A 22,366-nucleotide genomic window follows, 5' to 3' on the forward strand; every position below is an offset into this window, starting at 1 on the left:
GCCAAGTTCAGTGGCCGGATTCATGACGTAAAAACTAACGTCGGCAGATCGGGACATCTGAGATAGAAATCTAACCGGCGCCGCAAACCCCTTGCGCTCCGCCGGGCAACCAACGGGAATTCGACCATGTCGGACCTAGACCGTAACTACGTTTCTCCTTTCGGCCGGGCCGCCGGGCGCGTTGATGCCGCGACCGTCGATGCCGGTCTGCGCGCCTACATGCTGCGCATCTACAACTACATGAGCATCGGCCTGGCCATCACCGGCCTTGCGGCGCTCGGCGTCTACATGGCCGCTGTGACGCCTGACCAGGCCGGCGCCGCCGCCAGGTTCGGCAACGCCTACCTGACGCAGTTCGGCTACGCGATGTATGTCAGTCCCCTGAAGTGGCTGTTCATCCTCGCGCCGCTGGCCATGGTGTTTGCGATCTCGGCCGGCATTAACCGGCTGCGCCCTGCGACCGCCCAGATGCTGTTCTGGGTGTTCTCGGCGCTAATGGGCATTTCGCTGTCGTCGATCTTCCTGGTGTATACGCACACCTCGATCGTGCGGGTGTTCTTCATCACCGCGGCGACCTTCGGCGCGCTGAGCCTCTACGGCTACACCACCAAGCGTGACATGAGCGGCATGGGGTCGTTCCTGTTCATGGGCCTGATCGGTGTCATCATCGCGAGCCTGGTCAACCTGTTCCTGGCGAGCTCGATGCTGCAGTTCATCGTCTCGGTGGTCGGCGTGCTGGTGTTCGCGGGTCTCACCGCCTGGGATACCCAGCGGCTGAAGAACGACTACATCTACGGGTACGCCTCTGAGGGCGGCGAGATTGCGGAGAAAGCGGCGATTACCGGTGCATTGTCGCTCTACCTGAACTTCATCAACCTGTTCACGCTGCTATTGCAGCTACTCGGCCAGCGCGACTAGGCGCTACCGACCAGGTACGAGTTGAAGCCCCGGCCTCGCGGCCGGGGCTTTTCTTTTGCGCGCTTCCTTCTTCCCTCTCCCCTTGTGGGAGAGGGTGGATCGAATGAGCGTAAGCTCATTCGAGACGGGTGAGGGGTTCTCTCCGCGGATAGAGACCCCTCATCCGGCTCGCCGCCGCTTCGCGTCAGCGATCCACCTTCTCCCACAAGGGGAGAAGGACGAAACCCGCTTCCCTTCTGCGCGAAAAAATCTAATCTTGCTCGGCATGTCCACACCTGAAATCCGGCCCGCCACCGAGGCCGACCTGCCCGCCATCACCGCCATCTACGAACACGCCGTGCGCTACGGAACCGCGACGTTCGAGCTGATCCCGCCCGATCCCGCCGAGATGACAAGGCGCTTCAGGGCGCTATCGGACGGCGGCTTTCCCTATTTCGTCGCCGCGGTCGAAGGCCGGGTGATCGGCTATGCCTATGCCGGCCCATACCGCCCGCGGCCGGCCTACCGCTTCACGGTGGAGAATTCGGTCTACCTGCAGCCCGCCATTCACCGGCGCGGTATCGGCCTGCAATTGATGCAGCGGCTGATCGCCGAGTGTGAGGCGCGCGGCTACCGGCAGATGATCGCCGTCATCGGCGATTCCGCCAACGCCGGCTCGATCGGCGTTCACACCAAATGCGGTTTCCAGATGATCGGGACGCATCCCAGTGTCGGCTTCAAGTTCGGCCGCTGGCTCGACACCGTGATGATGCAGCGCGCGCTGGGTGAAGGCGCGACGACCTTGCCGAAGGATGAGACGGCTTAGGCTTAGCCAGACCTGTAGCCCGGATGGAGCGAAGCGCAATCCGGGCTACGAACTCAAAATCGCGAAAACAACCCCATGCAAAGTAGAATGGGCCGGCTAGACCAGCGCCAGCTTGCGGTCGATCACCAGCAGCACGCGTTCGAGTTCGTGGCCGCGACGCAGAATCAGTCCGGTCGCCGAGATCACGCTGTACATGCCCTGCTTGCGCGCGAGCCGCGGATCTTTCTCGATGCGGTAGATCGGAACTTCGGAGGCACGGCGGAATACCGAAAACACCGCACGGTCCTTCAGAAAGTCGATGGCGTAGTCACGCCACTCGCCGTCGGCGACCATGCGCCCATACAAATTGAGGATACGGTTGAGTTCGAGACGATTGAACGTGACACGATTTGGCGGCGGGACTGCAGTGGCGGCGCGCGCCGCCGCGCGGCTCGCGTTTGGATCAGTGTCCTCCGATATCGAGCTCATGGAGCGCCTCCTGTCATCTCAGGCATGCCCTCGTTCCGAAAACCGGTCCCCACTTTTCGGGAGCATGTCTAATTTACATGATCGCGCTAACCGCAGGACGCCGCAAGAGGGCTGTAAATACAAAGGAAACTGCGGCGGATGGCCCGATATCGCGGAAATATCGATTCACGGGATCGTTAGCGGAATCTTATTGCTGCCCTACTTCCGCCCACCGCCCGCCCCGCTAGATTGAGAAAAGATAATCCTGCGTTGGCCCGGTCCTTTCGGTTCCGGATTCCTCAGCCCCCAGCCCCCCGGGGCCGTCAGGATCGGGCCTGTTCGCAGGAGGGAGTTAATCCCGATACTGGGCCAACGAAAGTTGGTCCTTTTTCGTTTGTGGGTCTGCTCCGGCAGACGCCACGCGCAACTCCGGCCTTGCCGCTGCAGCGCGACAGAAATCTTCAGCAGCGTAGCCTGGATGGAGCGAAGCGAAATCCAGGAATCACACGGGCGGAGAAAAGCGAATCACGCGGGCGGAGAAGCTGTCCCGGATTGCGCGGAGCCTGTCATCACCGTGCGAGCGCAATTGCGCTCGTCGCGGGCGCGCATTCGCGCGACCCGTTGGCTCCATCCGGGCTACGCGAGCGTCAGCGCCAATCAGCGCAGCGCCGTATAGGCGGCGCCGAGCATCGGGCCCGGCTTCTCGCGGTTGCCGTCCTGGACATAGACGACTGCTGCGTCGACCCCGTCGCGGGAAATATTCTCGAGCGGAATGGTCCAGCTTCCCGGACTGCCGTTCCAGTCGCCGACCTTCACGAGATTACGCACCACGTTGTAGTAGGTGACCTCCTGGCCGCGATTCTCGCCGCGCCCGATCATGATTGGGATCGCCTTCGAGACCGAACATATCCAGACTTCGCCGCGCGCCACGGTCGGCACCTTGCTCGCCTCCACCGAGACGTTGAGCAGCTTGCCCGACAACGTCATCGTCACCGGCACCGACATCACGCCATCGGCCTTGCTTGTATTCATGATCGCGCCTTCGATGCTGGCACGATCGCTGCCGATCACTTGCGTCGAGCCATTGACGATCATCTGCGGCGTATAGAGATTGCGATCGCCGCGTGCCTGCGAATAGGCTTTCTGACGCGCGCTGAACCGCTTGTCCGCCAGCGTGTCCTTCCAGCCGAGATAATCCCAATAGTCGATCGGCAGACTAAGCGCGATCACGGACGGATCCTTGGCGAGTTCGCCGATGATCTGGTCGGCCGGAGGACATGACGAACAGCCTTGCGAGGTGAACAATTCAACCACCGCGCGCGGCTCGGCATGGGCTGGGCGGATGACGGCGATGATTGCGCAAACGCCGAGCGCACCGGACCATCGCGAGATACAATTATAAGCCATCATCGCTGTCATAGTGCGGACCGATGGTTGTGTTTTCCATCCGTATTTGTACGGGGCATGATTTGATCCCAAGTGAGTGCCTCAAAGCGTACCCCAAACGCGCGAAAGCGGCCTTGTCATAGGCCGCCTTCTTCCTGCTCGCTACTCACTTCGCAGTGAGGCACTGATCACAAATCCGCGTCAGGCCGCGAGTTTGCGCAGCACATAATGCAGAATGCCGCCGTTTCGGTAGTACTCGAGCTCGTCGAGGGTATCGATGCGGCAAAGCAGCGGCACGCGCTGCAGCGAACCGTCGCCGGACACGATCTCGGCCGTCAGGGTCTGGCGCGGCTTCAAATCGCCCTGGAGCCCGCGAATCGTCACCGTCTCGTCGCCCTTGAGGCCGAGCGATGTCCACGACGTGCCGTCTTCGAAGGTGAGCGGCAACACACCCATGCCGACCAGGTTGGAGCGGTGGATGCGCTCGAAGCTCTGGCAGATCACGGCGCGCACACCGAGCAGCCGCGTGCCCTTCGCGGCCCAGTCGCGCGACGAACCGTTGCCGTATTCGGCACCGGCAAATACCACCAGCGGCACGCTCTCCTGCTGGTACTTCATCGCCGCGTCGTAGATCGACATCTGTTCGCCGTCGGGCCAGTGCTTGGTCAGCCCGCCTTCCGGAATATTGCCGTCGGCGCCCTTCAGCATGAAGTTCTTGATGCGGATGTTGGCGAAGGTGCCGCGCATCATGATCTCGTGGTTGCCGCGCCGCGTGCCGTACTGGTTGAAGTCGGCGGGTCGCACCTGGTGCTCGCTGAGGAATTTTCCGGCCGGCGAAGTCAGCTTGATCGAGCCGGCCGGCGAGATGTGGTCGGTGGTGATCTTGTCGCCGAACATCGCCAGAATCCGCGCATCGACGACGTCTACGATCGGATCGGGCTGTTTCTTCATGCCTTCAAAGTAAGGCGGATTCTGCACATAGGTCGAGCTCATGTTCCAGCGATAGGTCTCGCTCTCGACCGTCTTGATCTTGCGCCAGTTGGTGTCACCCTTGAACACGTCGGCGTAGCGCTTCTTGAAGATGGTCGCGGTGACGAACTTCTTCATGAAGGCGTTGATCTCTTTCGTGGTCGGCCAGATGTCCTTCAGATAGACCGGCTTGCCGTCCTTGCCGGTGCCGATCGGCTCGACCGCGAGATCCTTGGTGACACTGCCGGCCAGCGCATAGGCCACGACCAGCGGCGGCGACGCCAGATAGTTCGCCTGCACGTCCGGCGAGACGCGGCCTTCGAAGTTGCGATTGCCCGACAACACGGCGGCGGCAACGATGCCGTTGTCGTTGATCGACTTCGAAATCTCTTCCGGCAGCGGGCCTGAGTTGCCGATGCAGGTGGTGCAGCCAAAGCCGATCAGGTTGAAGCCGACCTTGTCGAGATCCTTCTGCAGTCCGGAATTGGAAAGATATTCTGCAACCACCTGGCTGCCCGGCGCCAGCGAGGTCTTCACCCACGGCTTGGCCTTCAGGCCCTTGGCGGCGGCATTGCGCGCCAAGAGGCCCGCGCCGATCAGCACGCTCGGATTGGAGGTGTTGGTGCAGGAAGTGATTGCCGCAATCACCACGTCGCCGTGACCGAGATCGAAGTCGCGGTTCTCGACGGCATAGCGGCTCTCGGCGCCCTCCGGCTTCTTGTATTCGCTGGCGAGTGCGGTCGCGAAGCCGGTGGAAACGGCGGGCAGTGCGACGCGGCCTTCGGGACGCTTCGGGCCGGCCATCGACGGCACGACATCCCCGAGATCGAGCGTCAGCGTTTCCGTGAACACCGGGTCGGCGGATTTCGCCGTGCGGAACAAGCCCTGCGCCTTGGCGTAGGCCGCCACCAGCGCGACGCGGTCAGCCTTGCGGCCCGAGGTCTTGAGATAATCGATGGTCGCGGCGTCGACCGGGAAGAAGCCGCAGGTCGCGCCATATTCCGGCGCCATGTTGCCGATGGTCGCCTTGTCTGCGACCGAGAGATAGTCGAGGCCGGGGCCGAAGAACTCGACGAACTTGCCGACCACGCCCTGCTTGCGCAGCATCTGCGTGACCGTCAGCACAAGGTCAGTCGCGGTGACGCCTTCCTTGAGCTGGCCCTTGAGCTTGAAGCCGACAACTTCCGGCAACAGCATCGACAGCGGCTGGCCGAGCATGCAGGCTTCCGCCTCGATGCCGCCGACGCCCCAGCCGAGCACGGCGAGGCCGTTGACCATCGTCGTGTGCGAGTCGGTGCCAACAAGCGAATCCGGATAGGCGACTTCGAAGGTGCCGGTCTTCTTGCCGACCGTCATCTTCTCCTTCTTGGTCCACACCGTCTGCGCGAGATATTCGAGATTGACCTGATGGCAGATGCCGGTGCCGGGCGGCACCACGGAGAAATTCGAGAATGCCTTCTGGCCCCATTTCAGGAATTCGTAGCGTTCCTGGTTCTGCTTGTATTCCTCGACGACGTTCTTGCCGAACGCCTTGTTGTCACCGAAGAAGTTGACGATGACGGAGTGGTCGATGACGAGATCGACCGGCACCAGCGGGTTGATCTTCTCGGCATCGCCGCCCAGCGCCTGCATCGCGTTGCGCATCGCGGCGAGATCGACCACTGCCGGCACGCCAGTGAAATCCTGCATCAGGACGCGCGCCGGGCGGAACGCCACTTCATGCTCGAGCTTGCGCTTCCGCAGCCACTTCGAAACCGCGACGATGTCCTGTTTTTTGACCGTGCGATCGTCTTCGTTGCGCAGCAGGTTTTCCAGAAGCACCTTCATCGAGTAGGGCAGCTTGGAAATTCCCTTCAGACCGTTCTTCTCGGCGGCGGGCAGGCTGTAATAAACGTAGGTCTTGCTGCCGACCTTGAGGGTCTTGCGGCATTTGAAGCTGTCGAGCGAGGTCATGTCAGGAAATCCCAAATTCTAGTTATACCCGGTAAGGGTATTTAAACACCGCCGGCGTTAGGCTGGCCTATCGGCTTGCAGCCGCCGATTGTGTGCTGCATCAAGTTCCGGGCTTATAGAATCTTTCTAGAAGCGCCGCCACACCGACAAGCGTGCTGCAGCAATGCGGTACCCACAAATTCTGACGCGGTACCCATCAATTTCAGAGGGCTGTGACGAAGCAAATGCGGCTCTCCGGGCGCCAAATCGACTGTATCAGGGGTGGCCGCGGCGTGTTCTCCGGGCTCGATTTCGAAGCCTCTTCCGGCGAGGTGCTGGCCGTGGTCGGCCCGAACGGCTCCGGCAAGACCTCGCTGTTGCGCCTGATCGCGGGTCTCCTGGTGCCGGCCGGCGGTTCGGTCGTCCTGGAAGGCGGCGAGGCCGAGCTGACTTTGCCGGAGCAATCCCACTATCTCGGCCATCGCGATGCGCTGAAGCCTGCGCTGAGCGTGCATGAGAACCTGTCGTTCTGGCGCGATTTTCTGGGCGGCAAGGTCGGCGACGTCAGCCAATGCCTCACCGCGGTGGGGCTCGGCCACGCCACGCATCTGCCGGCGGCGTACCTGTCGGCGGGCCAGCGGCGGCGGCTTTCGGTCGCGCGCCTCTTGGTGGTGCGCCGGCCGGTCTGGCTCCTGGACGAGCCGACCTCGGCGCTCGATACCGCCGGTCAGGACCTGTTCGTCGGCATCATGCGCGACCACCTCGCCGGCGGCGGCATCATCATCGCCGCCACGCACGCGCCGCTCGGGATTGGGGCCCGGGAACTGCGGATGGGGGGCGGGAAGTGACCGCCCTCGCCGCGCTGATTCGCCGGGACATCAAAATCGCACTTCGCGTTGGCGGCGGCGCGCTGATCGGCGTGCTGTTCTTTCTCACAGTGACCGTGCTGATGCCGTTCGCGATCGGGCCCGACATGGCGCTGTTGACGCGGCTGGGACCCGCGATCCTCTGGCTTGGGGCGTTGCTGGCGAGCCTGCTCACGCTTGACCGCTTGTTCACGGCAGACCACGAGGACGGGTCGCTCGACCTGATCGTGATGGGCCGGACGCCGCTGGAACTGGCCTGTGCCGCGAAAGCGCTGGCGCATTGGCTCGCGGCCGGCGTGCCGCTGATCGTGGCCACCCCCGTGCTGGGGCTGTTGCTCAATCTCGACGGCACCGCGACCTCGGCGGTGGCGTTGACGCTGCTGGTGGGAACGCCGGCGCTGACCTTCACGGGGATGATCGGCGCGTCGCTCGCCGTGACACTCCACCGCGGCGGCCTCTTGCTGGCGGTGCTGGTGCTGCCGCTGTCGATCCCGGTGCTGATCTTCGGCGTTGCGGCGTCGCAGGCGGCCATATCAGGTCCGCTATCGTTTGGAACACCGTTTTCGATCCTGTGCGCGCTGTCGCTGGTCAGTCTCGTCGTCGGGCCGTTCGCGGCGGCAGCCAGCCTGCGGCATGGTCTGGACTGACATGGCCTGGACTGACAATGACTTGACGCCGATCAACTCTCGCGGAAGGCCAAATGAAACAAACCAAGCCGCATTGCCTGCCCCGCCGCTGACGACTATCAGGATGCCATGACACTGATCGACCTTGCCAATCCCACCAAATTCCTGTCGCTGACGGCGCGCGTGCTGCCGTGGCTGGCGGGCGCGACCGCGATCCTGCTGCTGGTCGGCTTCTATCAGGCCGCGATGGCGCCCGACGATTACCAGCAGGGCGCCACCGTGAAAATCATGTTCGTCCACGTCCCGAATGCGTGGCTTGCGATGTTCGTGTGGGGCGTGATGAGCCTGGCGGCGCTGGGCACGCTGGTGTGGCGGCATCCGCTCGCCGATGTCGCAGCCAAGGCCGCCGCCCCGATTGGCGCGGCGTTTACATTTCTGGCACTGGTCACCGGCTCGCTGTGGGGACGGCCGATGTGGGGCACCTATTGGGAATGGGATGCGCGGCTGACCTCGGTGCTGATCCTGTTCCTGATGTATCTCGGCCTGATGGCGCTGTGGCGCGCGGTGGACGATCCGTCGCGGGCGGCGCGGGCTGCTGCCGTCTTGACGCTGGTCGGCGCGATCAATCTGCCGATCATCAAATTCTCGGTCGACTGGTGGAACACGCTGCATCAGCCGGCGGCCGTGCTGCGAATGGGCGGCCCTTCGCTCGACAAGGCGTTCCTGATTCCATTGCTGGTGATGGCGGTCGGCTTCTCGTTACTGTTCGTCACGCTGCATTTGGCGGCGATGCGCAACGAGATCCTGCGCCGCCGCGTGCGCAGCTTGCAGATGATGCAAGCCAGCCAACAGGCGGCGTGACGTGACATCACTCGGACCCTACGCTTCCTTTATCGTGACGTCCTACACGCTGGTGGCGGCGATCGTGCTGATCCTGATCGGCTGGATCACGCTCGACTATCGCCGCCAGAAGGAGCGCCTGCGCGAACTCGAGGCCAGCGGCGTGACCCGGCGCTCCGGCCGCCAGGCAACGGACATCTGATGACCGCGCCGCCCACAATATCGGATGGACCGCCGCGCCGCTGGCGCTGGCTTGTGGCGCTGCCGCTGGTCGGTTTCATGGCCGTCGCCGGACTTTTCCTGCTGCGGCTCTATAGCGGCGATCCCGCCAGAATCCCCTCCGCGCTGATTGGCCGCCCGGCACCGCAAACCGCGCTTCCAGCGTTCGAAGGCCTAACCCATAACGGGGCGCCGGTCCCCGGGCTCGACCCCGCGATGTTCAAGGGCAAGGTCTCCGTCGTCAATGTCTGGGCCTCCTGGTGCGTGCCATGCCATGACGAGGCGCCGCTGCTGACCGCACTCGCCAAGGACACGCGGCTGCAGATCGTCGGCATCAACTACAAGGATTCTCCCGATAATGCCCGACGCTTCCTCGGCCGTTACGGCAATCCGTTTACCGCCGTCGGCGTCGACGGCAACGGCCGCGGCGCGATCGAATGGGGCGTCTACGGCGTGCCCGAAACCTTCGTGGTCGGTCGCGACGGAACGATTCTGTATAAGCTGGTCGGACCAGTGACGCCGGCCAATCTCGACAGCGTGCTGAAGGTCGAGATCGAGAAGGCGTTGAAGTGACGACGACGTCGTCATTCCGGGGCATCGCGCAGCGATGAACCCGGAATCTCGAGATTCTCAGGGGCGCAAGGGCGCCCCGTAGTTCGATGCTTCGCATCGCCCCGGAATGACCCGTCAAAAATCAGCTTCAAATAATTCTACGCTTTTATCTATCGTTCATTTTGCAGCCATGGCGCCGCCACGAATTCGCAGCTAGCTTTATCGCGTTACTGAAACCGTCCTGGGAGGGACACCGATATGCGTCATTCCACGCTCGCTTCTCTTCTCGCCACTGCGCTGACCCTGGGGCTGCTGACGGCGACGCCGTCGATGGCCCAGACCGCGCAGCCCGCGCCCAAATCCGACAGCAAGATGGCTCCGGCGCCGAAGGGCTCGGAGTCGAAGATGGCGCCCGCGCCGAAGGCCGAGTTGCTGGACATCAATTCCGCGAGCGCCGACCAGCTCGACGCGCTGCCGGGCGTCGGCAAGGCCTATTCAGAGAAGATCATCAAGGGCCGCCCGTACAAGGGCAAGGATGAGCTGGTGCAGAAGAACATCGTCCCGCAGGCGACCTACGACAAGATCAAGGACAAGATCATCGCCAAGCAGAAGAGCTGAGGTGCTTTCTTTAACCTCTCCCCGCGCGTTGCGGGGAGAGGTCGAAATTCGCGCGAAGCGGGAATTTCGGATGGGGGGCCGGGCAGGCGCTCACCACAAGCAAGACTTTCTTCGACGAGAGAGCCCCTCACCCCAACCCTCTCCCCGCAAGCGCGGGGCGAGGGAGCAGAACTCAGCCCTTGCTCACGTCGCCCGCTTCGGCTTCGCTCGCTTCGAGCGAAGCCGGCTCCAGATGATAGCGCTTGATCAGCGGCATCTGGGTCACAGCAAACAGCATCGTCAGCGGCACCATGCCGAACACCTTGAAGCCGACCCAAAAGTCGGTGCTCTGGGTGCGCCAGATGATCTCGTTCAGTACCGCCATCGCAAAGAACCACACCGCCCAGCGCATGGTCAGGATCCGCCAGCCGTGCGGAGTGAGATTGAACATCTGGTCGAACATGATGGCGATGAAGGAGCGGTTGAACAGCAGGCCGCCAGCGAGAATGGCGGCGAACAGCGTGTAGACGATGGTCGGCTTCATCTTGATGAAGGTCTCATCGTGCAGGATCAGCGTCAGCGCGCCGAACACGATCACAACGACCGCCGTGACGATGGCCATCATCGGCACATGCCGCGTCACCATGTATGACGCAACCATTGCAGCCAGCACCGCCACCATGAACACGCCGGTGGCGATGAACAGGTTGGACTTGGCGTTGGCGACGAAAAAGATGAGAAGTGGGCCAAGCTCGGTCGCAAGCTTGAACAGCGGATGCGGTACTTTCTTGTCCATTACTCGATTCCTGCAATCGCGTTGGCGAAATCCCGTGCGGTGAACGGCGCGAGATCGTCGATGCCTTCGCCGACGCCGATGAAGTGCACCGGCAGTTTGAACTTCTCCGCCAGCGCCACCAGGATCCCGCCGCGCGCGGTGCCGTCGAGCTTCGTCATCACGAGGCCCGTGACGCCAGCGGTACGATGGAATGCCTCAACCTGCGACAGCGCATTTTGTCCCACCGTGGCATCGAGCACCAGCAACACCGCATGCGGGGCTGACGCATCGACCTTCTTGATGACGCGAACGACCTTCTCGAGCTCATTCATCAGCTCGGCCTTGTTCTGCAAACGCCCGGCGGTGTCGACCAACAGCACGTCGAGCTTCTGCTCCTTCGCCGCGGTCAGCGCGTTGAAGGCAAGGCTCGCCGAATCCGAACCCTGCGCGCCGGCAATGACCGGCGACCTGGTGCGCTCGCCCCAGACCTTGAGCTGCTCGATCGCCGCGGCACGAAACGTGTCGCCGGCCGCCATCATGACCTTGCGGCCCTCGGCGCTGAGTTTCGCGGCGAGCTTGCCGATCGTGGTGGTCTTGCCGGAACCGTTGACGCCGACCACGAGAATGACGAACGGCTTTTGTGCCGCGTCGATTTGCAGCGGCCTTGCCACCGGCGCCAGTACCTTCTCGACTTCGGTCGCCACTACCGTCTTCACTTCGTCGGCCGAGATCGCCTTGTCGTAGCGGCCGGCGCCGACCGCGTCCGCGATCCGTACCGCGACCGCGGTGCCGAGATCGGCGCGCAGCAGCACATCCTCGATGTCGTCGAGCATGGCGCGGTCGAGCTTGCGCTTGGTGACGAGGTCGGCAACGGCCGACCCGAGCGCACCAGAGGTTCGCTTCAGGCCGCCCGAAAGCCGCCGCCACCAGCTCAGCTTGGGAGTTCCGGGAGTGGTATCGCTCATGTCGGGGACGTGTTAGCGGTTTCGCGCCATGAGCGGAAGTCACAACAAATCCTTTGATGTTCCCGGGCCATCCCTTGATGTGCCCCGGCCATCCCTTGATGTGCCCGGGCCATCCATTGATGTTCCCAGGGCCTCCTTTGATGTCCCCAGGACATCAATTGATGTCCGGGCATTAACGGCAGATGAAATCCAGGCCCGGGTACTCCATCGCGACGGGCTGATGCTGGTCATCGACAAGCCCGCCGGCCTGCCGGTGCATCGCGGCCCCAAGGGCGGCGCCAATCTGGAAGCCTCGTTCGACGGCTTGCGATTCGGCCTGCCGCGGCCGCCGGTTTTGGCGCACCGGCTCGACAAGGATACATCAGGCTGTCTCGTGCTGGGACGCCATCGCAAGGCAACCGCCTCGCTCGGCCTTTTGTTCAAGCACGGCAAGGTCGGAAAGACCTATTGGGCCGTGGTCGAGGGCGGGCCTGCCGAGGACGAAGGCACCATCGACATGCCGCTGGGGCGGCTCAACGCCGAGCGCGGCTGGTGGCAGAAGCCGGATCCGGACGGCCAGAAAGCCGTCACCACCTGGAAAGTGTGCGGCCGCGGCGAGGGCCTCGCCTGGCTGGCGCTGGAACCGATAACCGGCCGCACCCACCAATTGCGCGTGCACACGTCAGCGATGGGCTGGCCGATCGTCGGCGACAATATTTACGGCAACGGTCCGCGCTTCGGCGAACCGATCCTGCATCTGCATTCCCGCGAGATTGTGGTTCCGATTTCGAAGAACAAGGAGCCGGTGCGCATCGTGGCGCCGGTGCCGGAACATATGCGGGAACGGTTGCGAAAGTGCGGGTGGAACGGGGAGTGATGGCGGCGGCTGCTTACTTCCCTTCTCCCCTTGTGGGAGAAGGTGGATCGCTGGCGCGAAGCGGCAGCGAGACGGATGAGGGGTTTGTCTCCGCGGATAGAGACCCCTCATCCGGCGCTTCGCGCCACCTTCTCCCACAAGGGGAGAAGGAAGAGGCTCACACCGTCAACCGCGCGCCATCATGTCCAGTGATCGCAAGCGTTCGTACCGCACCCGGCGCCTCCCCGCTGACCGCAACCGGCAGGAAATGCTCGGTGCGTCCCTGCGTCGCGCTCTCGATCAGCACCTGACGCGTCGCGCCGACTTCTGCCGCCAGCCGCTTCTGTAATGCCGCTTCGCCCACCAAGCGCAATCGCTTCGCGCGCGTTTTGATCGCCTCGCCAGCCACCTGCGGCATCCGCGCCGCCGGCGTGCCCGGGCGCTTCGAGTAGGGAAATACGTGCAGGAAGGTGAGGCCGCACTCATCCACCAGATCCAGCGAACGCGCGAACATTTCTTCTGTCTCAGTCGGAAAACCCGCGATGATATCCGCGCCGAGCGTGATGTCCGGACGCAGCCGCCGCACCTGCGCGCAGAACTCGATCGCGTCTTTCCGCAAATGCCTGCGCTTCATCCGCTTCAAAATCATGTCGTCGCCGGACTGCAGCGACAGGTGCAGATGCGGCATCAGCCGCTCGTCGCTGGCGATGACGTCGAGCAGATCACGGTCGGCCTCGATGGAATCGATCGATGAAATCCGCAGGCGTTTCAGCTCCGGCACATGCCGCAAAATCTGTTTGGTCAGTTGCCCGAGCTTCGGATTACCAGGCAAATCGGCACCGTAGCTCGTGAGGTCCACGCCGGTCAGCACGATCTCGGCATGACCGCGCTCGGCCAGCGCACGAACCTGATCCACGACCGCCCCCATCGGCACCGAGCGTGAGTTACCGCGGCCGTAAGGGATGATGCAGAAGGTGCAGCGGTGATCGCAGCCGTTCTGCACCTGCACGAACACCCGCGGCAGGCCGGCCTTGAATCCGTCAAGCAGATGCGGCGCCATCTCCTTGACTGCCATGATGTCGGCGACCGCGATTTTCTCGCTTGTCCCGATGCCGAAGCCCAGGTCGAACGCCGCGCGCGCATCGCGCCAGGCTTCGCTGCGCATCTTGTCGTCATTGCCGACGACGCGATCGACTTCGGCCATTCCCGCAAACATTTCTGCTTGCGTCTGCGCCGCGCATCCGGTGACGACGATACGCAAGTGCGGCCGCTCGCGCTTCAGCCGCCGGATCGATTGCCGCGCCTGCGCGACGGCTTCGTTGGTGACTGCGCAACTATTGATGACGACGGTATCGGACAAGCCCGCACGCTCCGCCTCGCGGGCAATCACCTCGGATTCGAAGGCGTTGAGACGGCAGCCGAACGTGAGGACATCGACGCTCATCTCACGCGACGTTGGCGAACAGCGCGGGATCGAAGCGGCCTTCATATTCGAAATCGGCCGTGCCGGTCATCAGCACATGGTCGTCGCGTTCGCGCCATTCGATCGAAAGCTTGCCGCCGGGCAGCGTGATCTCGACGCTGCGATCGGCGCGCTTCAGCCGGGCGGCGGCTACCGCGGTTGCGCAGGCGGCAGAGCCGCAGGCCTTGGTCAAGCCGACGCCCCGCTCCCAGGTGCGGATCGTGATGTGGTCGCGGTCGACGATATGGGCGAGCGTGATATTGGCGCGCTCCGGAAAGATCGGATGATTCTCCAAAAGCGGCCCGAAGCGCTCGAGATCGTAGGCGTTGACATCGTCGACCCAGAAGATCGCGTGCGGGTTGCCCATCGAGACCACCGACGGCGAATGCAGCACCGGCGCATCGATCGGGCCGACCTGAAGCTCGATGTAACGGGTGTCGCGAAATTCCTCCGCCAGCGGGATATCCTGCCAGCCAAATTTGGGCGCGCCCATGTCGACGGTATAGAGATCGGGGCCCGGGCCCTGCCAGCAGTTCAACAGGCCGGCGCGGGTCTCGAAGGTCACGGCGGTCTGGCCGGTCTTCTCGAACAGGCGGCGCACCACACAGCGCATGCCGTTGCCGCAGGCGCCGGCCTCCGAGCCGTCATTATTGTAGATGCGGATAAATGCCTCGGTGCCCGAGAGCCGCGGCGGCTGCAATACCATCAACTGGTCATAGGGCACGCCCGCGGGCGAGGCGATCGCACGCGCCTCCTCGGCCGTCACGGTGGCCTTGGAATCGCGCAAATCCACCACGACGATTTCGTTGCCGATGCCGTTCATTTTGGCAAATGCGTGGTTGGCCAGCGCGCCCATGGAATTTCCCAATTATGCCTGCCTTATATGGCGAATCTTGGCGCACTGGCTAGTGAGGTGAATTTGAAGTTCCTATCAGTTTTGCTGTAACCCCTTCATAGGAACTTCAAATTCACCTCACTAGAAACGACAAATTTGCTGGTGCTCCTCTTAATTCCGAAGTTCGCAACAGTGCCCGCCGCATATGCTTGCGAACTTCGGAATTGGAGCACCAGTCCGCAGGAGCATATGACGCATCTGTCATGGGACGAAAATCGACCTTGCGTGTTAGGACAATGGCGCCATTCTGGCGGGTGCGGACCGGGGACATGCCGCCGCCGGGTGGGGTGGATGGAGAATACCTGAAATGAACCGTATCAGCACTTTCCGTGCGGCTCTGGTCGCGCTCTCCATGGTTGCATTGGGCGGCGCCGCACTGGCGCAATCGCCGGCGCCCAGCCCGGCACCATCGGCGGTGCCGGTCCCGCCGCCGGCGGAAACCAAATCGCCCGCGGACGCCCCCACGGCGGAAAAGGCCCCGACGCCCGCGCCCCCTCCTCCGGCCGCCAGCGTCCAGAACGCCGACCCCTTCGGCGAGGAGTTCACGCTCGAGCCCAAGAAAGTCGTGGTGATGAAGGGCACGGCGAATTGGGATGCGGCGTTCGACACCTTGATCGATGCCTTCAAGGCGCTGACCGCCCTGCTCGACAAGCAGGGCATCAAGGCCACGGGCAATTCGATGATCGTCTACACCTCGACCGACGACACCGGCTTCACGTTCCTGGCCCAGCTACCGGTCGACCAGGACGTCAAGAGCCTGACCAAGGACATGAGCATGGGCAAGTCGCCGGAGGGCAAGGCGCTGAAGTTCGTCCATCGCGGCTCCTACGACAACATGGACAACACCTATGAGGCGATCACCAATCACCTCGACGACAAGAAGCTCGAAGCGAAAGACACCTTCATCGAGGAATACATCACCGATCCCCTGAAGACGGCGGAAGACAAGCTGGTGATCAACGTCTACGTGCCGCTGCGGTGATCGGCGTGAAACGTCCGCTCATCCTTGCCGCCGTTGGCGCCACGTTGCTGGCCGCGCCCGCGCTGGCGCAGACCGTGCCGCCGCCGGCGATCTCCGTAACCGGCGAAGCGAGCGTGTCGGTGGCGCCGGATCAGGTGCAGATCGACGGCGGCGTGACATCGGAAGCCAAGACCGCGCGCGAGGCCTCGGATGCCAACAACGCCGCCATGGGCAAGGTACTGCTGGCGCTGAAGGGCGCCGGCATCGAGGAGAAGGACTACCAGACCTCGCGGCTGTCGCTGCAGCCGCAATTTGCGACGTCGTCCAAAAGCGCGGAGCGCGCAGCAGGCATCGTTAGCTTCCGCGCCAGCAACCGTGTCACGGTCAAGATCCGCGATGTGACCAAGGTCGCGAACGTGATCGACGTGCTGGCGGGCGCCGGCGCCAACGACATCGGCGGCATCAATTTCAGCGTTTCGCAGGCGTCAAAACATCTCGACGAGGCCCGCGAGAAGGCGATTGCGGACGCCCGCCGCAAGGCCGAGATCTACGCCAAGGCCGCCGGCGTCACGCTCGGCGAGCCGATCAGCGTTTCCGAGGAAGGTGCGCCCGTGCCGCTACATCGCGGCAAGATGGCAGCCCCCATGGCCGCCGGCGCACCGGTCGCGCAGGGCGAAGAAACGCTTTCGGTGACGGTGAGCGTATCCTGGGCGATCAAGCCCGCGCAGTAATTGCCGTCGTCCCTGCGAACGCAGGGACCCATACCGCGTGATCTATCGGGGGAGCGCGATCGCAGACGCTCTGCCAACGACCGCCGCAGATTGCTGAAGCAAAGCCGTCTCCCCTCCTGCCCCTTTCGCCGGCCGCGGCGTATGGGCCCCTGCGTTCGCAGGGGCGACGAGCTGATGGGTTTCGGCCTTTCCCACAGTCGTTCCTGCTTTCGCAGGGACGACAGTCAGACCTCGAAAACCTGCCCCGGCTTCAGCGCCGCGAACCGCTCCGGCGGAACCTTCGCCTCTTTGAGCGCATCGGCCAGCGCATTGACCGGCGCGTCGATCGCCTCATCGGTGAGCTGGAACGTGCCGTGATGATGCGCCAGCGCCTGCTCGGCGCCGCAGTCGGCGAGCGCCTTCACCGCATCAGCCGGATTCATATGCTGGTCCTTCATGAACCAGCGCGGCTCATAGGCGCCGATCGGCAAAATCGCCAGCCGCAGCGGACCGTGCTTCTCGGCGACGCGCCGAAAATGCTCGCCCTCGCCGTAGCCGGAATCGCAGACGATGTAGAGTTTGCCCGCCGGCGTCTCCAGGACGAAACTCGCCCACAGCGCCTTGTTGCGGTCGAACAGGCCCCGCGCAGACCAGTGCCGCGTCGGCACCAGCGTCACCGCGATGCCATTGCCGAGCTCGACCCGATCCTGCCAGTCGAACCCTTCGGCTTTGATCGCCGCATCCGTATCGCGCATGGTGACGTCGTTGCCGAGCGGCGTGATCACGCGCGGCGAAAACTTTTCCGTAAGTTTCGACAGCGTCGCGATGTCGAGATGGTCGTAATGGCCATGCGACACCAGCACGACATCGATCTTCGGCAGCGCGTCGAAGGCGATACCGGGATCGTTGTGCCGCTTCGGCCCGGCGAAGGCGACAGGCGAAGCCCGCATCGACCATACGGGATCGATCAGGATGTTGAGGTCGCGGGTCTGGATCAGCCAGGTGACATGGCCGACAAAGGACAGCCGCACCTTGTCGCCGCTGACCCGCGCCGGCGGCGTATCGCTGTGCGCGTTCGCTACCCAATCCGGCCAGCTTGCGCGCTTGCGGTCGGCGCCGAACTGCCAGCGCAGCACCTCCGCCAGCGATCTTGGCGGCGCGCCGTCGGGATCGAAGAAGCGCGTGCCGTCGAAATGGTCGGAGACGGGGCCGTCATAGGTTTTCATATTGCTCATCCAGATAGACGGCACTCCGACGGCCGCCGCGGCGCCGGCGAGTACTCCAAAAATATGGCGTCGGGTGATGGGCACGGGGATCAATGAACTGTAAGGGAAGGTGGGCATGTGGCCTATATGGCGTCGGCGGCCGCAACATGGAACCTGCATCGGGATTTCCACTCTCGACTATCGCGCGATTCTCTTCATGCAAATAGGCTCGCTATCCGGAACGCTCTTGCAGTCCCAATCCGGACCAAAGCCCGTCGCGCCTGTGAAACCGGGAAATCGAATGTAGGTGAAGAGCAGAAGGCCGAGCACCGCCAGAACGAACAATGCGGCCACTACATCCCCGCGCTTCGGATACCACGGAATAAATCGCATGGTGTCCTTATACCATATCCAGTCAGCGCCCGGTGGGATCTCCGGCTAGCGGTTAACGACTTGCCAAAGCTCGCGAACGTGCCGTTTTCGACAAGTTTCCTTGACTTTCGCCCCTTCCGGGCGTTTAACCCGCCCACTTCTCGGAAAGATGTTCTTTTCGACCCGCCGCCCGGCCCATGAGACCGGAGGCCAACGCCCGACAGCGCGATGCGCCCTCGGGCGCGAAAGTGTTTGGACGATCGTTTTGGCGTTCCGCGTCGAGACATATTAGGTCGTCGTCACCCGCGAAAGCGGGTGATCCAGTATCCCAGAGCAGCTCGTTTGAACCGAGAGGCTGCGGCGTACTGGATACCCCGCTTTCGCGGGGTATGACGGTGGTGAACCAAGGCAGCGCCTGCAAAGGCAGGACAAAGGACAAACGGCATTGTTCGACAATCTGTCGGAAAAGCTTGGTGGGATACTCGATCGGCTGACGGGCCGCGGTTCGCTGTCGGAGGCGGATGTCGACGCCGCGATGCGCGAGGTGCGCCGCGCGCTGCTGGAAGCCGACGTCTCGCTCGACGTTGTCAGAGGTTTTACCGATCGCGTCCGCGAGCAGGCGGTCGGCGCCACCGTCGTCAAGTCGGTCACGCCCGGCCAGATGGTGGTCAAGATCGTCCATGACGAGCTGATCGCCACCCTCGGCGCCGACGGCCAGACCATCGATCTCAACGCCGTGCCGCCGGTCGCCATCATGATGGTCGGTCTCCAGGGCTCCGGCAAGACCACCACCACCGCAAAGCTCGCCCGCCGCATGACCCAGCGCGACAAGCGCAAGGTGCTGATGGCTTCGCTCGACATCTACCGCCCGGCGGCGATGGAGCAATTGGCCGTGCTCGGCCGCGACCTCGACATCCCGACGCTGCCGATCGTGGCGGGACAAAAGCCGGCGCAGATCGCGAAGCGCGCGTTGGAGGCCGGCAAGCTCGGCGGCTACGATGTGGTGCTGCTCGATACCGCCGGCCGCACCACGCTCGACGAAGAAATGATGAGCGAGGCGGCTGAGATCAAAACCGCAGCCAGTCCGCATGAAGTGTTGCTGGTCGCGGATTCCTTGACCGGCCAGGACGCGGTCAATCTCGCGCGCGCCTTCGATCAGCGCGTCGGCCTCACCGGCATCGTGCTGACGCGCGTCGACGGCGATGGCCGCGGCGGCGCGGCGCTGTCGATGCGCGCGGTCACCGGCAAACCGATCAAGCTGATCGGCACCGGCGAAAAGACCGACGCGCTGGAAGATTTTCACCCGAGCCGCATTGCCGGCCGCATCCTCGGCATGGGCGACGTGGTGTCGCTGGTCGAACGGGCGGCGGCGAATATCGACGCCGAAAAGGCCGCGCGCACCGCCGAGCGGATGCGCAAGGGTCAGTTCGATCTCACGGATATGCGCGAGCAGTTGCTGCAGATGGCGAATATGGGCGGCATCAGCGGGTTGATGGGCATGATGCCCGGCGTCGCCAAGATGAAGAACCAGATCGCAGCCGCCGGGATCGACGACAAGATCATCAAGCGCCAGGTCGCGATCATCGATTCGATGACGCGGGCCGAGCGCAAGAACCCCGACATCCTCAAGGCCAGCCGCAAGAAGCGCATCGCCGCCGGCGCGGGCCAGAATGTCGAGCAGGTCAACAAGCTCCTGAAGATGCACCGGAACATGGCCGACATGATGAAGGCGATGGGTTCGGGCAAGCGCGGCCCGCTCGCCGGCATCGCGCAGGCGATGGGTTTTGGTGGCGGCATGAAGCCGCCCTCGCCGGAAGAGATGAAGGCACTCGCCGACAAGATGCAGGGCGGCGCCGGAGGCGGCCTGCCGAATTTGCCGAAGGATCTTCCGGTTGGCATGCGTCAGGGCCTGCCGAACCTGCCGGGTCTCACCGGCCTCAGCGGCAAGCCGAACCTGCCGGGCCTCGGCGGCTTTCCGGGGAAGAAGAAATGACCTCTTGCCAACACGCGCCGTCATCGTCCGCCTTGTGCGCAATTGCGCACTGGGGCGGACGATCCAGTACTCTGCGCTCCCTCGGTTCAATCGCTGATGCCTGCGATTACTGGATGCCCCGCCTTCGCGGGGCATGACGAGGGCGAGGCAATACGCAGCTCGCAATGACGCGAATTTACATCTTTCACATCACTGAGTTTTACATTTAACAGGAGAACCAAATGTCAGTCGTTATTCGCCTTGCTCGCGCAGGCACCAAGAAGCGCCCGGTCTATCACGTCGTCGTCGCCGACTCGCGTTTTCCCCGCGACGGCCGCTTCATCGAGCGTCTCGGCCATTTCAATCCGCTGCTGCCGAAGGACAATGAGGCGCGGCTGAAGCTCGATATGGACAAGGTGAAGTCCTGGCTCGCCAAGGGCGCGCAGCCGTCGGATCGCGTCACCCGCTTCCTGGATGCTGCCGGCGTCATCAAGCGCACCGCGCGCAACAACCCGGAAAAGGCCGTGCCGCGCAAGGAGCGCAAGGCCGCCGAAGCCGCCGCGAAGGCGTAAGCGATGATCCGGGCCTCGTGCTTCGAGACGCACGGCATTCGCCGTGCTCCTCAGCATGAGGAACTATCCCCTCGTCCCTGCGTAACGGCTTCGCCGTTATCGCTGGAGGAGTGCGCTTTAGCGCACCTCTCGAAGGATGAGGCCCACTGATGACCTCGCAAATTTGCGTCGCCCGTATCGGCACTGCGCATGGGGTGCGCGGCGCGGTGAAGCTGTGGACGTTCACCGAAGATCCGCTGGCCGTCAAACATTACGGCCCGCTGATGACCAAGGACGGCGCGCGCCAGTTCGAGGTGACGCATGTCCGCGAGGCCAGGGATCATCTGGTGGCGACGCTCAAGGGCATCGCCAGCCGCGAGGATGCCGAACGGCTCAACGGCCTCGAACTCTACGTCGCACGCGAAAAACTGCCCGAGACCGACGAGGGCGAATATTATCACGCCGATCTGATCGGGCTTGCCGCGGTCAACGCCGCCAACGAGCCGCTCGGCCGCGTCACCGCGATCCATAATTTCGGCGCCGGCGACATCATCGAGATCGCGCCGCCGCAGGGGCCGACCATGCTATTGCCGTTCACCAATGCGGTCGTGCCGACGGTCGATCTCGCCGGCGGCCGCGTGGTGATCGAACTGCCGCAGGAAGTCGAAGGCGACGAAGCCCCGACGCTCACGTGATGGGTTTGATATGACCTGGCGCGCCACTGTCCTCACGCTATTTCCCGAGATGTTTCCCGGGCCGCTCGGCGTCAGCCTGGCGGGCAAGGCGCTGGCGTCCGGCCTGTGGGAGCTGGAGGCGCGCGATATCAGGGATTCTGCCACAGACCGTCACCGCAGTGTCGATGACACCCCGGCCGGCGGCGGTCCGGGTATGGTGCTCCGCGCCGATGTATTGGCGGCGGCGATCGACGCGGCGGATGCGGACCAAGGCCGGCCCCACCTCCTGATGAGCCCCCGCGGTCGGCCATTGACCCAGTCACAGGTGGCGGAGCTCGCCGCCGGACCCGGCCCGCTGGTCATCTGCGGCCGGTTCGAGGGGGTCGATCAGCGGGTGATCGAAGCACGAAATCTCCAGGAGGTCTCGATCGGGGATTATGTGCTTTCCGGGGGCGAGATTGCCGCGATGGCGTTGATCGATGCCTGCGTACGGCTTTTGCCGGGGGTCATGGGTAAACAGGCTTCGGGCGAGGACGAGAGCTTTTCGGAAGGACTACTGGAATTCCCCCAATACACGCGCCCGCAGGAGTTCGAGGGCCGACCCATCCCGGAAATTCTCACTTCCGGCGACCATGCCAAGGTGGCGGCCTGGCGCCGGGCCGAGGCCGAGGCCCTGACCCGGGCGCGGCGGCCGGACTTATGGGCCGCGAGGGGCGGCCAAAAAGGCACAAAAAGCACGACAGACGGGTGACAAGCGCGGTCCGATGCCTTATACGAGCGCCAAATCCGCGCAATGGCAGGATAAAAGGACGTTCGCGCAGCCCGCGCTGGA

At 63.5% G+C, this 22,366-nt stretch carries 23 protein-coding genes; 15 read left to right on the forward strand and 8 right to left on the reverse strand.

The features are described from left to right. The first annotated feature begins 126 nt into the window (after positions 1-126). The gene (locus GWE18_RS29230; protein WP_275189181.1) at positions 127-918 is read left to right on the forward strand and encodes a Bax inhibitor-1/YccA family protein; all 792 of its coding nucleotides are present in this window, start codon (positions 127-129) and stop codon (positions 916-918) included. Between the two features lie 265 nt (positions 919-1,183). After that, positions 1,184-1,723, forward strand: a complete 540-nt coding sequence (locus GWE18_RS29235) for a GNAT family N-acetyltransferase (RefSeq protein WP_275189182.1) — start codon at positions 1,184-1,186, stop codon at positions 1,721-1,723. A gap of 96 nt (positions 1,724-1,819) precedes the next feature. On the opposite strand, the gene GWE18_RS29240 is transcribed toward GWE18_RS29235, so the two are convergent. From GWE18_RS29240 to acnA, 3 genes are all read right to left on the reverse strand, one after another. Beyond that, a complete protein-coding gene (locus tag GWE18_RS29240; RefSeq protein ID WP_275189183.1) occupies positions 1,820-2,191 on the reverse strand; it encodes a DUF2794 domain-containing protein in 372 nt (123 codons plus the stop codon). A gap of 636 nt (positions 2,192-2,827) precedes the next feature. Then, the gene (locus tag GWE18_RS29245; protein ID WP_275189185.1) at positions 2,828-3,589 is read right to left on the reverse strand and encodes a DUF1223 domain-containing protein; all 762 of its coding nucleotides are present in this window, start codon (positions 3,587-3,589) and stop codon (positions 2,828-2,830) included. A gap of 168 nt (positions 3,590-3,757) precedes the next feature. Continuing rightward, a complete protein-coding gene (acnA, locus tag GWE18_RS29250; RefSeq protein WP_275189186.1) occupies positions 3,758-6,478 on the reverse strand; it encodes an aconitate hydratase AcnA in 2,721 nt (906 codons plus the stop codon). A 224-nt stretch (positions 6,479-6,702) separates the two neighbouring features. On the opposite strand from acnA, the gene ccmA reads away from it, so the two are divergent. From ccmA to GWE18_RS29280, 6 genes are all read left to right on the forward strand, one after another. Next, positions 6,703-7,305: a heme ABC exporter ATP-binding protein CcmA gene (gene ccmA, locus GWE18_RS29255; protein WP_275189242.1), complete on the forward strand. Its 603-nt coding sequence runs from the start codon at positions 6,703-6,705 to the stop codon at positions 7,303-7,305. Next, entirely contained in the window at positions 7,302-7,970 is a 669-nt protein-coding gene (gene ccmB, locus GWE18_RS29260) for a heme exporter protein CcmB (RefSeq protein ID WP_275189187.1), read from the forward strand. The genes ccmA and ccmB overlap by 4 nt, the downstream gene beginning before the upstream one ends. A gap of 108 nt (positions 7,971-8,078) precedes the next feature. Next, entirely contained in the window at positions 8,079-8,810 is a 732-nt protein-coding gene (locus tag GWE18_RS29265) for a heme ABC transporter permease (RefSeq protein WP_057855054.1), read from the forward strand. Position 8,811: 1 nt separating this feature from the next. Beyond that, positions 8,812-8,991, forward strand: a complete 180-nt coding sequence (ccmD, locus tag GWE18_RS29270) for a heme exporter protein CcmD (protein WP_275189188.1) — start codon at positions 8,812-8,814, stop codon at positions 8,989-8,991. Then, positions 8,991-9,581 carry a DsbE family thiol:disulfide interchange protein gene (locus tag GWE18_RS29275; protein ID WP_275189189.1) on the forward strand — a complete coding sequence of 197 codons (591 nt, stop codon included), beginning with the start codon at positions 8,991-8,993 and terminating at the stop codon, positions 9,579-9,581. The genes ccmD and GWE18_RS29275 overlap by 1 nt, the downstream gene beginning before the upstream one ends. 237 nt (positions 9,582-9,818) lie before the next feature. Next, complete coding sequence (locus GWE18_RS29280; protein ID WP_275189191.1) at positions 9,819-10,178, forward strand: helix-hairpin-helix domain-containing protein; 360 nt, start codon at positions 9,819-9,821, stop codon at positions 10,176-10,178. 172 nt (positions 10,179-10,350) lie between these two features. Here GWE18_RS29280 and GWE18_RS29285 read toward each other — a convergent pair whose 3' ends face one another. Next, positions 10,351-10,953: a septation protein A gene (locus GWE18_RS29285; RefSeq protein WP_275189193.1), complete on the reverse strand. Its 603-nt coding sequence runs from the start codon at positions 10,951-10,953 to the stop codon at positions 10,351-10,353. Continuing rightward, complete coding sequence (gene ftsY, locus GWE18_RS29290) at positions 10,953-11,897, reverse strand: signal recognition particle-docking protein FtsY (RefSeq protein WP_275189194.1); 945 nt, start codon at positions 11,895-11,897, stop codon at positions 10,953-10,955. The genes GWE18_RS29285 and ftsY overlap by 1 nt, the downstream gene beginning before the upstream one ends. Positions 11,898-12,117: 220 nt before the next feature. On the opposite strand from ftsY, the gene GWE18_RS29295 reads away from it, so the two are divergent. Then, a complete protein-coding gene (locus GWE18_RS29295; RefSeq protein WP_275189195.1) occupies positions 12,118-12,753 on the forward strand; it encodes an RNA pseudouridine synthase in 636 nt (211 codons plus the stop codon). 157 nt (positions 12,754-12,910) lie between these two features. Here GWE18_RS29295 and mtaB read toward each other — a convergent pair whose 3' ends face one another. Then, the gene (gene mtaB / locus GWE18_RS29300) at positions 12,911-14,176 is read right to left on the reverse strand and encodes a tRNA (N(6)-L-threonylcarbamoyladenosine(37)-C(2))-methylthiotransferase MtaB (RefSeq protein ID WP_275189196.1); all 1,266 of its coding nucleotides are present in this window, start codon (positions 14,174-14,176) and stop codon (positions 12,911-12,913) included. A 1-nt stretch (position 14,177) separates the two neighbouring features. Further along, positions 14,178-15,050, reverse strand: a complete 873-nt coding sequence (gene dapF, locus GWE18_RS29305) for a diaminopimelate epimerase (RefSeq protein ID WP_275189197.1) — start codon at positions 15,048-15,050, stop codon at positions 14,178-14,180. Between the two features lie 346 nt (positions 15,051-15,396). Here dapF and GWE18_RS29310 point away from each other — a divergent pair, with 346 nt between their 5' ends. Both GWE18_RS29310 and GWE18_RS29315 read left to right on the forward strand, forming a co-directional pair. Further along, complete coding sequence (locus GWE18_RS29310) at positions 15,397-16,071, forward strand: GyrI-like domain-containing protein (protein WP_275189198.1); 675 nt, start codon at positions 15,397-15,399, stop codon at positions 16,069-16,071. Positions 16,072-16,076: 5 nt separating this feature from the next. After that, entirely contained in the window at positions 16,077-16,781 is a 705-nt protein-coding gene (locus GWE18_RS29315) for an SIMPL domain-containing protein (RefSeq protein ID WP_275189199.1), read from the forward strand. A gap of 224 nt (positions 16,782-17,005) precedes the next feature. Here the strand turns inward: GWE18_RS29315 and GWE18_RS29320 are convergent, their stop codons facing one another. Further along, entirely contained in the window at positions 17,006-18,070 is a 1,065-nt protein-coding gene (locus tag GWE18_RS29320) for an MBL fold metallo-hydrolase (protein WP_275189200.1), read from the reverse strand. Between the two features lie 712 nt (positions 18,071-18,782). On the opposite strand from GWE18_RS29320, the gene ffh reads away from it, so the two are divergent. The 4 genes from ffh to trmD all read left to right on the forward strand — a co-directional run bounded on the left by ffh (position 18,783) and on the right by trmD (position 22,285). Next, a complete protein-coding gene (ffh, locus tag GWE18_RS29325) occupies positions 18,783-20,330 on the forward strand; it encodes a signal recognition particle protein (RefSeq protein WP_275189201.1) in 1,548 nt (515 codons plus the stop codon). 221 nt (positions 20,331-20,551) lie between these two features. Beyond that, positions 20,552-20,881 carry a 30S ribosomal protein S16 gene (rpsP, locus tag GWE18_RS29330; RefSeq protein ID WP_275189202.1) on the forward strand — a complete coding sequence of 110 codons (330 nt, stop codon included), beginning with the start codon at positions 20,552-20,554 and terminating at the stop codon, positions 20,879-20,881. 149 nt (positions 20,882-21,030) lie between these two features. Continuing rightward, positions 21,031-21,555, forward strand: a complete 525-nt coding sequence (gene rimM, locus GWE18_RS29335; RefSeq protein ID WP_275189203.1) for a ribosome maturation factor RimM — start codon at positions 21,031-21,033, stop codon at positions 21,553-21,555. A 10-nt stretch (positions 21,556-21,565) separates the two neighbouring features. Continuing rightward, positions 21,566-22,285 (forward strand): tRNA (guanosine(37)-N1)-methyltransferase TrmD, encoded by a 720-nt coding sequence (gene trmD / locus GWE18_RS29340; RefSeq protein ID WP_275189204.1) that lies wholly within the window; start codon positions 21,566-21,568, stop codon positions 22,283-22,285. Positions 22,286-22,366: the final 81 nt, after the last annotated feature.

Source organism: Bradyrhizobium sp. CSA112 (assembly GCF_029051645.1).
Lineage (GTDB): Bacteria > Pseudomonadota > Alphaproteobacteria > Rhizobiales > Xanthobacteraceae > Bradyrhizobium.

Bases quoted from the DNA above. Each gene is read 5' to 3' on its own strand.
- GWE18_RS29230 (WP_275189181.1), top strand. From the start codon at position 127: ATGTCGGACCTAGACCGTAACTACGTTTCTCCTTTCGGCCGGGCCGCC.
- GWE18_RS29235 (WP_275189182.1), top strand. From the start codon at position 1,184: ATGTCCACACCTGAAATCCGGCCCGCCACCGAGGCCGACCTGCCCGCC.
- GWE18_RS29240 (WP_275189183.1), bottom strand. From the start codon at position 2,191: ATGAGCTCGATATCGGAGGACACTGATCCAAACGCGAGCCGCGCGGCG.
- GWE18_RS29245 (WP_275189185.1), bottom strand. From the start codon at position 3,589: ATGACAGCGATGATGGCTTATAATTGTATCTCGCGATGGTCCGGTGCG.
- acnA (WP_275189186.1), bottom strand. From the start codon at position 6,478: ATGACCTCGCTCGACAGCTTCAAATGCCGCAAGACCCTCAAGGTCGGC.
- ccmA (WP_275189242.1), top strand. From the start codon at position 6,703: ATGCGGCTCTCCGGGCGCCAAATCGACTGTATCAGGGGTGGCCGCGGC.
- GWE18_RS29265 (WP_057855054.1), top strand. From the start codon at position 8,079: ATGACACTGATCGACCTTGCCAATCCCACCAAATTCCTGTCGCTGACG.
- GWE18_RS29275 (WP_275189189.1), top strand. From the start codon at position 8,991: ATGACCGCGCCGCCCACAATATCGGATGGACCGCCGCGCCGCTGGCGC.
- GWE18_RS29280 (WP_275189191.1), top strand. From the start codon at position 9,819: ATGCGTCATTCCACGCTCGCTTCTCTTCTCGCCACTGCGCTGACCCTG.
- GWE18_RS29285 (WP_275189193.1), bottom strand. From the start codon at position 10,953: ATGGACAAGAAAGTACCGCATCCGCTGTTCAAGCTTGCGACCGAGCTT.
- ftsY (WP_275189194.1), bottom strand. From the start codon at position 11,897: ATGAGCGATACCACTCCCGGAACTCCCAAGCTGAGCTGGTGGCGGCGG.
- GWE18_RS29295 (WP_275189195.1), top strand. From the start codon at position 12,118: ATGCTGGTCATCGACAAGCCCGCCGGCCTGCCGGTGCATCGCGGCCCC.
- mtaB (WP_275189196.1), bottom strand. From the start codon at position 14,176: ATGAGCGTCGATGTCCTCACGTTCGGCTGCCGTCTCAACGCCTTCGAA.
- dapF (WP_275189197.1), bottom strand. From the start codon at position 15,050: ATGGGCGCGCTGGCCAACCACGCATTTGCCAAAATGAACGGCATCGGC.
- GWE18_RS29310 (WP_275189198.1), top strand. From the start codon at position 15,397: ATGAACCGTATCAGCACTTTCCGTGCGGCTCTGGTCGCGCTCTCCATG.
- rpsP (WP_275189202.1), top strand. From the start codon at position 20,552: ATGTCAGTCGTTATTCGCCTTGCTCGCGCAGGCACCAAGAAGCGCCCG.
- rimM (WP_275189203.1), top strand. From the start codon at position 21,031: ATGACCTCGCAAATTTGCGTCGCCCGTATCGGCACTGCGCATGGGGTG.
- trmD (WP_275189204.1), top strand. From the start codon at position 21,566: ATGACCTGGCGCGCCACTGTCCTCACGCTATTTCCCGAGATGTTTCCC.